11 protein-coding genes are annotated in these 13352 nt (G+C 59.1%); 10 read left to right on the top strand and 1 reads right to left on the bottom strand.

What is annotated here, in order from left to right:
* Window positions 1-9: 9 nt before the first annotated feature.
* The 7 genes from mraY to CRO62_RS13600 all read left to right on the top strand — a co-directional run bounded on the left by mraY (window position 10) and on the right by CRO62_RS13600 (window position 8241).
* Complete coding sequence (gene mraY / locus CRO62_RS13630; RefSeq protein WP_003513226.1) at window positions 10-1110, top strand: phospho-N-acetylmuramoyl-pentapeptide-transferase; 1101 nt, start codon at window positions 10-12, stop codon at window positions 1108-1110.
* 3 nt (window positions 1111-1113) lie between these two features.
* Window positions 1114-2523 (top strand): UDP-N-acetylmuramoyl-L-alanine--D-glutamate ligase, encoded by a 1410-nt coding sequence (murD, locus tag CRO62_RS13625; RefSeq protein ID WP_097100595.1) that lies wholly within the window; start codon window positions 1114-1116, stop codon window positions 2521-2523.
* A gap of 4 nt (window positions 2524-2527) precedes the next feature.
* On the top strand, window positions 2528-3682 hold the full coding sequence (ftsW, locus tag CRO62_RS13620; protein ID WP_065687183.1) for a putative lipid II flippase FtsW: 1155 nt from the start codon (window positions 2528-2530) through the stop codon (window positions 3680-3682).
* A 6-nt stretch (window positions 3683-3688) separates the two neighbouring features.
* On the top strand, window positions 3689-4825 hold the full coding sequence (gene murG, locus CRO62_RS13615; RefSeq protein ID WP_097102981.1) for an undecaprenyldiphospho-muramoylpentapeptide beta-N-acetylglucosaminyltransferase: 1137 nt from the start codon (window positions 3689-3691) through the stop codon (window positions 4823-4825).
* Window positions 4822-6237: a UDP-N-acetylmuramate--L-alanine ligase gene (gene murC, locus CRO62_RS13610; protein WP_097100594.1), complete on the top strand. Its 1416-nt coding sequence runs from the start codon at window positions 4822-4824 to the stop codon at window positions 6235-6237. The genes murG and murC overlap by 4 nt, the downstream gene beginning before the upstream one ends.
* Window positions 6234-7199, top strand: coding sequence for a UDP-N-acetylmuramate dehydrogenase (murB, locus tag CRO62_RS13605; protein WP_003513214.1), 966 nt, complete (start codon window positions 6234-6236; stop codon window positions 7197-7199). Before murC ends, murB begins: the two co-directional genes overlap by 4 nt.
* A gap of 199 nt (window positions 7200-7398) precedes the next feature.
* A complete protein-coding gene (locus CRO62_RS13600; protein ID WP_097102979.1) occupies window positions 7399-8241 on the top strand; it encodes a GGDEF domain-containing protein in 843 nt (280 codons plus the stop codon).
* Window positions 8242-8309: 68 nt separating this feature from the next.
* Here the strand turns inward: CRO62_RS13600 and CRO62_RS13595 are convergent, their stop codons facing one another.
* On the bottom strand, window positions 8310-9614 hold the full coding sequence (locus tag CRO62_RS13595; protein ID WP_097102977.1) for an MFS transporter: 1305 nt from the start codon (window positions 9612-9614) through the stop codon (window positions 8310-8312).
* 541 nt (window positions 9615-10155) lie between these two features.
* Between CRO62_RS13595 and CRO62_RS13590 the strand changes: the two genes are divergently transcribed.
* From CRO62_RS13590 to ftsA, 3 genes are read left to right on the top strand one after another with little or no spacing between them, the layout of a single operon-like run.
* Window positions 10156-11082 (top strand): D-alanine--D-alanine ligase, encoded by a 927-nt coding sequence (locus CRO62_RS13590; RefSeq protein WP_097100593.1) that lies wholly within the window; start codon window positions 10156-10158, stop codon window positions 11080-11082.
* Complete coding sequence (locus CRO62_RS13585) at window positions 11070-12002, top strand: cell division protein FtsQ/DivIB (protein WP_003513210.1); 933 nt, start codon at window positions 11070-11072, stop codon at window positions 12000-12002. The genes CRO62_RS13590 and CRO62_RS13585 overlap by 13 nt, the downstream gene beginning before the upstream one ends.
* Window positions 11999-13330, top strand: a complete 1332-nt coding sequence (gene ftsA / locus CRO62_RS13580; RefSeq protein ID WP_003513208.1) for a cell division protein FtsA — start codon at window positions 11999-12001, stop codon at window positions 13328-13330. The genes CRO62_RS13585 and ftsA overlap by 4 nt, the downstream gene beginning before the upstream one ends.
* Window positions 13331-13352 lie beyond the last annotated feature (22 nt).

The following is a 13352-nucleotide window of genomic DNA, read 5'->3' as shown; positions in this document are numbered from 1 at the left end:
AGGGCAATTATGCTGATCTGGCTCGTCGAACTGTCGGATAAAATTCAAGTCTTCAACCTCTTCCGGTACATCACCTTCCGGGCGGGTGCGGCGATGTTCACCTCTGCGTTGATCGTCTTCCTTTTTGGACCGGCGATCATCAATTCGCTTCGCGTGCGCCAGGGCAAGGGCCAGCCGATCCGCGCCGACGGGCCGCAGACGCATTTCAAGAAGGCAGGCACGCCGACCATGGGCGGGCTGATGATTCTTGCCGGTATTCTCGGCGGTTCGCTGCTCTGGGGTGACCTGTCGAACGTCTACGTCGTCGCCGTTCTGATGGTGACGCTCGGCTTCGGGGCTATCGGCTTTTACGACGACTATCTCAAGGTGACGAAGCAGAGCGACAAGGGCTTTTCCGGCAAGGCGCGTCTCGGCATCGAATTCCTGATTGCCGCGATTGCCGTGTTCTTCATGATGAAGGTGGCGCTTGCTTCCGCACCGCATGGCGGCACGCTCGGAAGCTCCATCGCCTTTCCGTTCTTCAAGGAACTCGTGATCAATCTCGGCTATTTCTTCGTGCTGTTCGGTGCTTTCGTGATTGTCGGCGCCGGCAATGCGGTTAACCTGACCGACGGTCTCGATGGTCTCGCCATCGTGCCTGTCATGATTGCAGCCGCCACCTTCGGTGTGATTGCTTATCTCGCCGGTAACGCGGTTTTCGCCAATTACCTGCAGATCAACTTCGTGCCCGGAACGGGTGAGCTCGCCGTCATCGTCGGCGCGGTGGTCGGGGCTGGCCTCGGCTTCCTGTGGTTCAACGCGCCGCCCGCTGCCATATTCATGGGTGATACGGGTTCGCTGGCGCTCGGCGGCCTCATCGGCTCCATCGCTGTTGCCACCAAGCACGAGATCGTCATGGTCATCGTCGGCGGCCTGTTCGTGATGGAAACGCTGTCGGTCATCATCCAGGTTTTCTGGTTCAAACGCACAGGAAGGCGCGTTTTTCTGATGGCGCCCATCCACCATCATTTCGAGAAAAAAGGCTGGACGGAAAGCCAGGTGGTCATCCGTTTCTGGATCATTTCCGTCGGTCTGGCGCTGCTCGGCCTCGCTACGCTGAAGCTGAGGTGAGCGATGATCCCGGTCTCGTCGTTCAGAGGTAAGAAGGTGGCGCTTTTCGGGCTTGGGGGTTCGGGCCTCGTCACGGCCCGGGCGCTGGTTGCCGGCGGGGCGGATGTCGTTGCTTTCGACGATAATCCCGACAGCGTCGCCACGGCTGAGGCCGAAGGCATGACGACGGCTGATCTTCGAACGATAGACTGGCATTCCTTTTCGTCTTTCGCGCTCGCACCCGGCGTGCCGCTGACGCATCCGAAGCCGCACTGGTCGGTCGATCTTGCCCGGGCGGCGGGTGTCGAGGTTATCGGCGATATCGAGCTTTTCATTCGCGAGCGCCGGGCGCATGCGCCGGATTGCCCCTTCATCGCCATCACCGGCACGAACGGCAAATCCACGACGACCGCATTGATTGCCCATATCCTCAAGGCTTCGGGCCGCGATACACAACTCGGCGGTAATATCGGCACTGCGGTGCTGAGCCTCGATCCGCCGAAGGCACAGCGTTTCTACGTCGTTGAATGCTCGTCCTACCAGATCGACCTGGCGCCGACGATCAATCCGACGGCCGGCATTCTGCTCAATCTGACGCCTGACCATCTCGACCGCCACGGCACCATGCAGCATTATGCCGATGTCAAGGAACGGCTTGTGGCCGGTAGTGGCACGGCAATTGTCGGCGTTGATGACAGCTATTCCACGCTGATCGCCGACCGCATCGAGCGTGCCGGCGTGAAGGTGGAGCGCATTTCCAAGCGCAATGTCGTTTCCGAAGGTCTTTATGCCGAAGGCAGCCGCATCCTGCGGGCGCATGGCGGCAAGTCCTCGCTGCTGGTCGATCTCGACGGTATCCAGACGCTTCGCGGCAGCCATAATGCCCAGAATGCAGCGGCTGCAATTGCCGCATGCCTTGCCGTCGGCGTTTCCGAAGAGGACGTTCGCGCCGGTCTCAAGTCTTTCCCCGGCCTCAAGCATCGCATGCAGCCGGTCGGTCAGCGCGGCAATGTCACTTTCGTCAATGACAGCAAGGCCACCAATGCCGATGCAGCAGCACCGGCCTTGTCGAGCTATGAGCGCATCTTCTGGATCGCGGGCGGTCTGCCAAAGGCCGGCGGAATCGCCAGCCTTGCGCCCTTGTTTCCGCGCATCGCCAAGGCCTATCTGATCGGCGAGGCGGCGGCGGAATTTGCAGCGACGCTCGGCGAAGCCGTGCCTTACGAAATATCCGGCACGCTGGACAAGGCGGTGCAGCATGCGGCGGCGGATGCGGAAAAAGATGCGACGGCCGGCAATATCGTGATGTTATCCCCGGCTTGCGCAAGCTTCGATCAATATAAGAACTTTGAAATCAGAGGTGATTCGTTCGTCGCGCAGGTTGCGGCGCTCGATGGCATGACGATGCTCGTTCACTCTGGAAAAGGGGGCTGATGCCATGGTAAGCCGAGTTGATCGCGGTCCGGTCGCGGAATGGTTCTGGACCATCGACCGTTTCTTTCTGGCGGCGTTCATCGCGCTGATGGGCATCGGCCTGATGCTGTCATTTGCGGCATCGCCGGCGGTTGCCGAACGCATCGGTCTCAACAGCTTCTTCTTCGTGGAACGTCAGGCGATGTTCATGGTGCCTTCGCTGGCGATCATGATCGGTCTCTCCTTCCTGTCGCCGCGTCAGGTCCGGCGCGTGGCGGTGATGATGCTGATCGCGTCGCTGCTGATGATGATTTTCGCGCTGTTCTTCGGTATCGAGGTCAAGGGCGCACGACGCTGGATTTCCATCGGCAGCTTCTCGATCCAGCCATCGGAATTCATGAAGCCCGCCTTCGTCATCGTCTGCGCCTGGCTGTTTGCCGAACGTGCGCGCCACCCCGAAATTCCCGGCAACCTCTTTGCCATCATTACCTTCGGTATCGTGGCGGCACTTCTGATCGCCCAGCCCGACTTCGGCCAGACCATCCTGACATCGGTGGTGTGGGGCGGCATGTTCTTCATGGCCGGTGTTCCCTGGTTCTGGATCATCGTGCTCGGCGGCCTCGGCGTTCTCGGCATCGTCTCCGCCTATCTGCTGCTGCCGCACGTCGCCGGCCGTATCGACCGTTTCTGGACCGGTGAGGGTGATACCTTCCAGGTGGATACGGCGCGCGAGGCGATCATTCGTGGCGACTGGTTCGGTCGCGGCCCGGGTGAGGGCATCGTCAAGCGTATCATTCCCGACAGCCATACCGACTTCATCTTTTCGGTGGCGGCGGAAGAATTCGGCATTGTTTTCTGCATGTTCCTTGTGGCGATCTTCGCCTTCATCGTGTTGCGCGGCCTCTCGCATGCCTTCAAGGAAAAAGACGATTTCTGCCGCTTTGCCGTGGCCGGTCTGGTCCTGCAGATCGGCATGCAGTCAATGATCAATATCGGCGTCAATCTGGAGCTGATGCCCGCCAAGGGCATGACGCTGCCGCTGATTTCCTATGGCGGTTCGTCGATGATGGCGATCTGCGTCACGGCAGGCTTCCTTCTGGCGCTGACACGCCACAGGCCGGAAAAGAGGGCGCAGGAGCGCAGCTTCTTCCGCGTCGGTTCCGGCGTTCCTGCGGAGTAAATGATCATGAGCAAGGGTATTGTTCTGCTCGCCGCCGGGGGTACCGGCGGCCATGTCTTTCCAGCCGAGGCCTTGGCGCATACACTGAAAGCGCGCGGTTATCAGGTGCATCTGGTCACCGACAGCCGTGCCGAGCGTTATGCGGGAAAGTTTCCGGCGGAAGAAATTCACGTCGTTCCATCCGCCACCATCGGTTCGAAAAACCCGATTTCCGTGGCGCGTTCGCTGTGGAAGCTGTGGACAGGGCTGCGTTCAGCGCGCCGGCTGATCACGAAGCTGAAGCCGGTTGCGGTCGTCGGCTTTGGCGGTTATCCCACCGTGCCGCCGCTGCTTGCCTCGACCGGGCTTGGCGTGCCATCGATCATTCACGAGCAGAATGCGGTGATGGGTCGTGCCAATAAGGCGCTGGCGGCCCGTGTGAAGGCGATTGCCGGTGGTTTTTTGCCGCCTGCCAACGGCCAATATTCCGACAAGACGGTTGCGACCGGCAATCCCGTGCGCCCGGCGGTGCTGGCGGCGTCAGAGATACCCTATACGCCTTCGCAAACCGGCGAGACGTTCCAGCTTGTGGTTTTCGGCGGCAGCCAGGGCGCGCAGTTCTTTTCCAGCGCGGTTCCGGCGGCGATCTGCCTGTTGAAGGACGAGCAGCGCAAGCGCATCGTCGTGACCCAGCAGGCGCGCCCCGAAGACAAGGACAGCGTGATCGCCTCCTATCAGAAGCTGGGCGTGAAGGCGGATGTCTCGCCTTTCTTCGGCGACATGGCCTCGCGCATCGGTGAGGCCGATCTGGTCATCAGCCGTTCTGGTGCATCGACGGTATCGGAGCTTTCGGTCATCGGCCGACCTTCGATCCTCGTGCCTTATCCGCATGCGCTGGATCACGATCAGGCGGCCAATGCGGCAGCGCTTTCGGCAGCCGGCGGCGCAAGCGTCATCAAGCAGGCGGAACTGTCGCCGCAGAAGCTGTCCGGCCTTCTGTCCTCGGCGCTGTCCGAGCCGGATCGGTTGTCCGCAACGGCGGCGGCGGCCAAGGCGACAGGAAAACCGCATGCGGCGGATGTGCTGGCCGATCTGGTCGAGGCGATTGCGAGCGGAAAGTCCGTACAGGAATTCAAGAAGAACATTGAAGGAGTTGAGGCATGAAGATGCCGAAAGCCATAGGCCTTGTCCATTTCATCGGCATTGGCGGGATCGGCATGAGCGGCATTGCCGAAGTGCTTCACAATCTCGGTCATCGCGTACAGGGCTCCGACCAGGCCGACAGCGCCAATGTGCAGCGCCTGCGCGACAAGGGCATCGAGGTCTTCGTCGGCCACACGGCGGATAATCTCGGTGATGCCGAGGTCGTGGTCGTTTCCACCGCGATCAAGAAGAACAATCCGGAGCTGATCGCCGCGCGGGAAAAACACCTGCCGATCGTTCGCCGTGCCGAAATGCTGGCCGAACTCATGCGTTTCCGCAACGCCATTGCCATCGGTGGCACGCACGGCAAGACCACGACGACCTCGATGGTCGCGACCCTGCTGGAAGCCGGCAATCTCGACCCGACCGTGATCAACGGCGGTATCATCAACGCCTATGGCACCAACGCCCGCATGGGCGAGGGCGAGTGGATGGTGGTGGAGGCCGATGAATCCGATGGCACATTCCTGAAGCTTCCGGCCGATGTGGCCGTGATCACCAATATCGACCCGGAACATCTTGACCACTACGGCAATTTCGACGCCGTGCGCGCTGCTTTCCGGCAATTCGTGGAGAATGTTCCGTTCTACGGCTTTGGCGTCATGTGTCTCGACCATCCCGAGGTGCAGGCTCTGGTGGGGCGTATCGAAGACCGCAAGGTCATCACCTATGGTGAGAACCCACAGGCCGACGTGCGGTTTTCGAATGTGCGCATCGACGGCACGCGGTCTATCTTCGATGTGGAAATTCGCCGTCGCCGCACCGGCAAGATATTCTCCTTCACCGACCTCGTCCTGCCGATGCCAGGTCGCCACAATGTTTCGAACGCAACGGCTGCGATTGCCGTCGCCAATCGTCTCGGTATTTCGGAAGCGGACATCAAGAAGGGCCTTGCCTCCTTCGCCGGCGTCAAGAGGCGCTTCACGCTGACGGGCGAAGCCAATGGCGTGCAGGTCTTCGACGATTACGGTCACCATCCTGTTGAGATCAAGGCTGTGCTGGCAGCCGCGCGCGAAGCCTGCAAGGGTCGCATCATCGCCGTGCACCAGCCGCACCGCTACAGCCGACTTTCGAGCCTGTTTGATGATTTCGCGCATTGTTTTAACGATGCCGATACGATTATTCTTGCTCCGGTCTATGCAGCGGGCGAAGATCCGATCGAGGGCGCAAGCTCGGAAGCGCTGGTCTCCGCGATCAGGGCTGCCGGCCATCGCGATGCCCGTTTTCTCGAAAAACGGGAAGATCTCGCGTCAGTGGTTGCAGGCATTGCAAATCCGGGTGATTTCGTGGTTCTCTTGGGGGCCGGAAATATCACGCAATGGGCGGCAGTGCTGCCTTCGGAATTGAAGAGCATATCAGGAAAGTCTGAATGAGACAGGTCGATGGGGTTAAATTGCTGGGGAGGCTCGGCGACGGGGTAAAGGAATTGCGGGGACGTCTGACACCGGATGCGCCGATGGACCGCGTGACGTGGTTCAGAGCCGGCGGTCTTGCGGAAGTCATGTTCCAGCCGCACGATACCGACGATCTGGTTACATTCCTGAAAATCCTGCCGGAGGACGTGCCGTTGACCGTGGTCGGCGTCGGCTCGAACCTTCTGGTGCGCGATGGCGGCATTCCCGGTGTCGTCGTCCGTCTTTCCGCCAAGGGTTTCGGCTCGGTGGAGCTTTCGGGTGAAAATCGCATCAAGGCAGGCGCGATCTGCCCGGACAAGCATATTGCCGCGATGGCCATGGATAATGGCATTGGCGGTTTCCATTTCTACTACGGTATTCCCGGCTCCATCGGCGGCGCGCTGCGCATGAATGCGGGCGCCAACGGTGGTGAAACGCGTGAGCGTGTCGTGGAAGTTTATGCGGTGGACCGTCAGGGCAACCAGCATGTGCTCTCCAATGCGGATATGGATTACAGCTATCGCCACTCCGGCGCCGATGCCGGTCTGATCTTCACCGGCGCTCTGTTTGAGGGTTATCCGGAAGACCGCGCGAAGATCCGCGCCGATATGGACGCCGTGCGTCACCACCGCGAAACCGTGCAGCCGATCCGTGAACAGACCGGTGGATCGACCTTCAAGAACCCCGAAGGTCATTCCGCCTGGGAGCTGATCGACGAAGCGGGCGGCCGCGGTCTGGTCATCGGCGGTGCGCAGATGTCATCGCTGCATTGCAATTTCATGATCAATACCGGCCATGCGACCGGTTACGATCTGGAATATCTGGGCGAGACCATTCGCAAGCGCGTGTTCGAGAAGTCGGGCATTCGGCTGGAGTGGGAAATCAAACGGCTTGGGCTATTCATGCCGGGTCGTGAAGTGGAACCCTTCCTCGGTGCCTGAAAATTGCGATGCCTCGCGATTGCCATGAGCAACAGCGTTAGCCGTTCTATATCTCTCCTGGCAGCACCAAGCGGCCAGGAGTTTTTGTTTCATATCACCCTTGGCGACGGGTAACGGTCGATCAATAGTTTTCATCTATAAGCAGTATTAGATTACGGGAGAGGCAGCGTTACGCCACTCTACTGCTTGGGTGATATTTATGAGCATTTTCATTGCCGATCGCGTAAGCGGACAGCTGTCACGTTTTTTAAGCGAACTCGTCGCGATAACGACTTTCACCGTGGCGACACCGGATGGATGGCGTCGGCTTGATCCGGTACAGTCATCATTTCGATTGGCTTGCCTGATCGCTTCCATAGCCGCCGTTATCTGTGTCGTTGCGATCCTGACGATGGCGCAGTTGGACTTGGTATCGGACTTGAGCAATGGGCTCACAATCGGCCTGGTCCTTAGTTCGACAATCTCTTTCACCGTCGGCTTTTTAATTTGCTGGCTCAATGCGAGGCAGATGCAGTTACTGATCCAGTCACACGAGCGCTTTGCGCAGCTCAGCCAGACTGATGCTCTGACAGGTCTTCACAACCGGCTAGGTCTTTATTCGAATTGCGTTCACCTGAGCACGCCATATTGCGTCGCATTTATCGACATTGATCATTTTAAGTCCGTGAATGACAGCTACGGACATTTGGCTGGTGACATGGTTATCTCCAGTGTCGCCAAGACAATTCGGGAAGGTTTCGATGAAGCCGCTCATGTGGCGCGGATGGGCGGTGAAGAGTTTGTCGTCGTCCACACCCTTTCCCCGGACCGGTTCCTGGAACAGTGCGAAGGCGTCCGTGAGAAGATCGCGACGACAACGGTTCATTTTCAGGATTTGCAGATCAGTACCACCATCTCGATAGGTGTGGCCTTGCGCGGGAACAGGGAGATTTTCGAGAAGGTCATGCACAGTGCGGATATGGCGCTCTATGAGGCGAAACGTAGTGGGCGTAATCGCATCTGTTCTTCGGGCGCGAAAAGTGGCCGTCAAATTATCGCCTGAGGATCATCACAGACGAAAAAGGCCGCGAAAGGTGATTTCGCGGCCCTGATCTTTTAGTGACCTGTCGCTCAGACTTCATCCTTGCGGGACAGAAGAATGCAGGCGAGCGTGATGAGGGCGGATACGCAGAGGTAATATCCGACATATCCCATGCCGTAATTCACCTGCAGCCATGTGGCGATGTAGGGCGCCAGCGATGCGCCGAAGATGCCGGCCATGTTGAAGGTGATGGACGAGCCGGTGTAGCGCACCCTTGTCGGGAAGGGGGCGGCAAGCGCCGTTCCAATCAGGCCGTAGGTCATGCCCATCAGCGTCATCGCAAGAGCCGCGAAGATGAAGATCGAACCTTCGCCGCCTGTCATCAGGGTAGGCAGCAGGAACGAGAACAGGCCGATCAGCACCGTCGTCAGGATCAGGATTTCGCGACGGCCGAAGCGCTCAGCGAGCTTGCCGGCGATCGGGATGAAGATGCCGAAAACGATGGAGCCCATGATCTGCACTTCGAGTGCGTCGAGGAACGGGATTTTCAGAACCTTGACGTTGTAGGACAGCAGATAGGCGGTACCGATATAGAACAGCACGAAGGTGGCCAGCGCCACGAAAGTGCCGAGCGCGAGGCTGCGCTTGTGGTTGCGGAACAGTTCCACGACCGGCACGGCAACACGTTCTTCCTTTTCGATTGCCTTCTGGAAGGCAGGCGTTTCGGTGATCGACAGACGAACCCACATGCCAACCGCGATCAGGATGATCGAAGCGACGAAGGGAATGCGCCAGCCCCAGCTCAGAAGCGCTTCCTGCGACATGAAGTGCAGCAGGATCCAGAAGACGCCGGAGGAGAGGAACAGACCGACGGGCGCGCCGAGCTGCGGAAACATCCCGTACCAGCTGCGCTTGCCGGGAGGAGCGTTTTCCGTGGCCAGCAGGACCGCGCCGCCCCATTCTCCGCCAAGACCGAAGCCCTGACCGAAGCGGCAAAGCGCCAGCAACAGAGGTGCCAGAACACCGGCTGTCTCATAGGACGGCAGAAGGCCGATCACGACCGTCGATACGCCCATGGTCAGCAGAGCGGCGACAAGCGTAGCTTTACGGCCGACGCGGTCACCATAATGGCCGAAAACGACGGCGCCGAGCGGGCGGGCGAAAAAGGCGATGGAGAAGGTGGCGAAGGATGCCAGAAGTGCCGTCATCGGATCATTGTTCGGGAAGAACAATGTCGGAAACACGAGCACTGCGGCCGTGGCGTAAACGTAAAAATCGAAAAACTCGATGGTCGTGCCGACCAGGCTGGCGGTGAGAACTCGTGCAGGCGAATTTGTCTTTACAACGTTCGGATTGCCAGCTGTCGGCGATACCGGAGATATCGCGTCAGTCATGGTTTTGGTCCCATTTTTGGATGATTGCATGTCATGCCTTGGGGGGCATTGACTGCGTTAACGCAATTTTTGTTCTTTTGGAATGCTAAAAAAGAAATAATGCGGACAATGTGATCGGCTGGTGCGACAGGGACCGCAGCGTGTGCGAGACGCAGTCTCAAGATTGAGAGACTGATTCAGGCGACGGATTTAAAACGCTGAAACGTCAGATAATTTTCGCTGGGGAAAAGCGTCATCCGTTAACGTTTTCGCCTTGTCTTTATCAGGGATAGAAGTGTGCGGCACCCTCGTTCTATTTCCGATCATTGAAAACCTGCATGTTGCAATCCGTGCAACTCTCTGATTCCAAGGAGGTAATTCGGATCGATGCTGATTCTTTAATGGAACTGGCATGTTGGGCGCGGCGGTTAACGAAAGTAAACGATTCATTAACCTTAATGGCGTTTAACTGATCTCAAGGATCATGTGCCAGAATCACCGTTCGTCAAATTCGGTTGGTTCCGGTGCGGATCGTAGCGGAGATTTGGTGTCAGAGGTATCGATGGGCGGCAAGCACGTAGCTGTTCTTTTGGGTGGGTTTTCGTCGGAGCGGCCGGTCAGCCTCTCGTCCGGGAATGCTTGCGCGCTCGCCCTTGAGGGCGAGGGGTACAAGGTCACCCGGGTCGATGTGGGGCGCGATATCGCCGCCGTACTCGGCGAGCTGCGCCCGGATGTCGCCTTCAATGCGCTGCATGGCCCCTTCGGTGAAGACGGCACCATTCAGGGCATTCTCGAATATCTCGCCATTCCCTATACCCATTCCGGCGTGCTCGCTTCTGCACTTGCCATGGACAAGGCGCAGGCCAAGAAAGTGGCTGCGGCTGCCGGCATTCCGGTGGCTGCCGAACGCGTCATGAACCGGTTCGAATTCACCAGCGAACATCCGCTTGCGCCGCCCTACGTCGTGAAGCCGGTGCGCGAAGGCTCGAGCTTCGGTGTGGTGATCGTCAAGGAAGACCAGTCGCATCCGCCGCAAATCCTCACCTCGTCGGAATGGCGTTACGGCGATCAGGTCATGGTCGAGCGTTACATTCATGGTCGTGAACTGACCTGCGGCGTGCTCGACGGCGAGGCGTTAGGTGTCACGGAAGTGGTGCCGCTGGGTCACAATTTCTATGATTATGACGCTAAATACGCAGCCGGTGGCTCAAAGCATGTCATTCCGGCAGAAATTTCACCAAAAATTTACCAAAAAATTCAAACACTGGCGGTTATGGCGCATCGGGCGATCGGGTGCCGTGGCGTAAGCCGTTCAGACTTTCGTTACGACGACCGCTTCTCAGAAGATGGCGAAGTTATCTGGCTTGAAGTGAATACGCAGCCGGGCATGACGCCGACCTCCCTGGTGCCGGAAATGGCGGCCCATGCTGGCCGCTCCTTTGGTAACCTTGTCAGCTGGATGGTGGAGGACGCTTCGTGTTTGCGGTGACCGGCAAAAAGTCGACGGCAAAAAAGCGCGAGCAATTCGTGGCGACGGCAAATGCCGACGATCGCAGGGTGCTGCCGCGTCCGCTGCGTCGTTTCGTGCGTTTCGGTGTCAGCCTTGCAACCGGACGCATCCACATTCCCGCCCATACCGGCACGATTTCGGCTGTTGCCTTTTACGCGGTGATCGGGCTTTACGGCATGTCGCTTGGCGGACATACGAATATCGTCACCCAGACCACGACATCGGCCGCCGGTTTCGCGGTTGAAGACGTCAAGGTATCCGGCAATTTGCAGACATCGGAAATCGAAGTCTTCCAGCTTCTCGGCCTTGACGGCAGCACCTCCCTGATTGCGCTTGATATCGATGCGGCACGCCGCAAGCTCGTCCAGCTTCCCTGGGTCGAAGATGTCGATATCCGCAAGGTCTATCCGAAGACGGTTGAGGTTCGCCTGAAGGAGCGTGAAGCTTTCGGCATCTGGCAGCATGGCACGGAACTTTCGCTGATCGAAAAAAGCGGCAGCGTGATCGCGCCGCTGCGTGACAATAAATTTGCCGCCCTGCCGCTGTTCGTCGGACGTGACGCGGAAACGGGTGCTGCCGGCTTCGTTGCGCAACTGGCCGATTGGCCGGAAATTCGCAACCGCGTTCGCGCCTATGTTCGCATTGCCGGCCGCCGCTGGGATCTGCATCTCGACAACGGCATCGTCGTCAAGCTGCCGGAAGAGAACCTGCCGCAGGCACTGCAATTGCTGGCACGGCTCGATCTCGAGGAAAAGGTTCTGTCGCGTGATGTCGCTGCCGTCGATCTGCGCCTGACGGACCGCACCACGATCCAGTTGACCGAAGGCGCAGCAGAGCGCCGCCAGACGGCGGTAGATGCACGCACGAAGGCACTCAAGAAAGCGGAGAAGAACACGTGAGCTTTTTTGGTTCTTCCCATTTCGGTCTGCCTCGCCTGAAGCCGCTGTCTTCCAAGCGCAGCCACATCGTCTCGGTGCTCGACATCGGCTCGACCAAGGTCGTTTGCATGATCGGACGGCTGACGCCGCGCCAGGAAAGCGAAATTCTGCCGGGTCGCACCCACAAGGTGGAAATCATCGGCATTGGTCACCAGCGCTCGCGGGGTGTGAAGTCCGGCGTGATCGCCGATCTTGACGCGCTCGAAGGCGTGATCCGTCTTTCGGTGGATGCGGCCGAGCGCATGGCTGGCCTGACCGTCGATAGCCTGATCGTCAATGTTTCCGCTGGCAGGCTGGCAAGCGACATCTATACCGCGAGCATCGATCTCGGCGGACAGGAAGTGGAAGCAAGCGACCTGCGCAAGGTTCTGGTGGCGGCGAGCCAGCAGTCCATGCGTCAGGACCGGGCGATCCTGCATTCGCTGCCAACAGGCTATTCGCTGGATGGCGAGCGCGGCATTCGTGATCCGCTGTCGATGTATGGCGATCTTCTCGGTGTCGACATGCATGTGGTGACTGTCGAGCGCACGGCGCTGAAGAACCTCGAGCTTTGCGTCAATCGCGCGCATCTTTCGGTCGAGGGCATGGTGGCGACGCCCTATGCCAGCGGTCTTGCGGCACTGGTCGATGACGAGGTCGAGCTTGGCTGTGCGGCCATCGACATGGGCGGCGGCACCACGACGATCTCGGTTTTCGCCGAAGGCCGTCTCATTCATACCGACGCGATCGGCCTTGGCGGCCATCACGTTACGACAGATCTTGCACGAGGCCTCTCGACACGAATCGAAGATGCGGAGAGACTGAAGGTGGTGCATGGTTCGGCTTTGCTGAATGGCGCGGATGAGCGCGACATGATTTCGATCCCGCCGATTGGCGAAGATGATCGCGATCAACCATCGCAAGTTTCAAGGGCACTTGTTACCCGCATCGTGCGGGCGCGTATCGAAGAGACGCTGGAATTGATCCGTGATCGTATCCAGAAGTCCGGCTTCAGCCCCATCGTCGGCAAACGTGTTGTCCTGACGGGCGGCGCGAGCCAGCTGACGGGGCTGCCGGAAACGGCACGGCGCATTCTTGCCCGCAACGTTCGTATCGGTCGCCCCATGGGGGTTGCGGGTCTTCCGGTTGCGGCAAAGGGACCGGCATTTTCAACCGCATGCGGACTGATGATCTATCCGCAGGTGGCGGACATCGAAATTCATGCGGCGCAAGGCGGAATGTTCTCGCCGTTTGGTACGGGTAGCGGCCGGATAGCCCGGGTAGGGCAATGGCTGAAAGAGAGTTTCTGAGTGGCCTCGTGGCGTGAGCCTG

The sequence above is a fragment of the Rhizobium sp. AN6A genome, assembly GCF_900215635.1.
GTDB lineage: Bacteria > Pseudomonadota > Alphaproteobacteria > Rhizobiales > Rhizobiaceae > Agrobacterium > Agrobacterium tumefaciens.
This window is presented reverse-complemented; position numbering and strand designations above follow the sequence as displayed.

Coding starts and splice junctions, on each gene's coding strand:
- mraY (WP_003513226.1), top strand. CDS start 10: ATGCTGATCTGGCTCGTCGAACTGTCGGATAAAATTCAAGTCTTCAAC.
- murD (WP_097100595.1), top strand. CDS start 1,114: ATGATCCCGGTCTCGTCGTTCAGAGGTAAGAAGGTGGCGCTTTTCGGG.
- ftsW (WP_065687183.1), top strand. CDS start 2,528: ATGGTAAGCCGAGTTGATCGCGGTCCGGTCGCGGAATGGTTCTGGACC.
- murG (WP_097102981.1), top strand. CDS start 3,689: ATGAGCAAGGGTATTGTTCTGCTCGCCGCCGGGGGTACCGGCGGCCAT.
- murC (WP_097100594.1), top strand. CDS start 4,822: ATGAAGATGCCGAAAGCCATAGGCCTTGTCCATTTCATCGGCATTGGC.
- murB (WP_003513214.1), top strand. CDS start 6,234: ATGAGACAGGTCGATGGGGTTAAATTGCTGGGGAGGCTCGGCGACGGG.
- CRO62_RS13600 (WP_097102979.1), top strand. CDS start 7,399: ATGAGCATTTTCATTGCCGATCGCGTAAGCGGACAGCTGTCACGTTTT.
- CRO62_RS13595 (WP_097102977.1), bottom strand. CDS start 9,614: ATGACTGACGCGATATCTCCGGTATCGCCGACAGCTGGCAATCCGAAC.
- CRO62_RS13590 (WP_097100593.1), top strand. CDS start 10,156: ATGGGCGGCAAGCACGTAGCTGTTCTTTTGGGTGGGTTTTCGTCGGAG.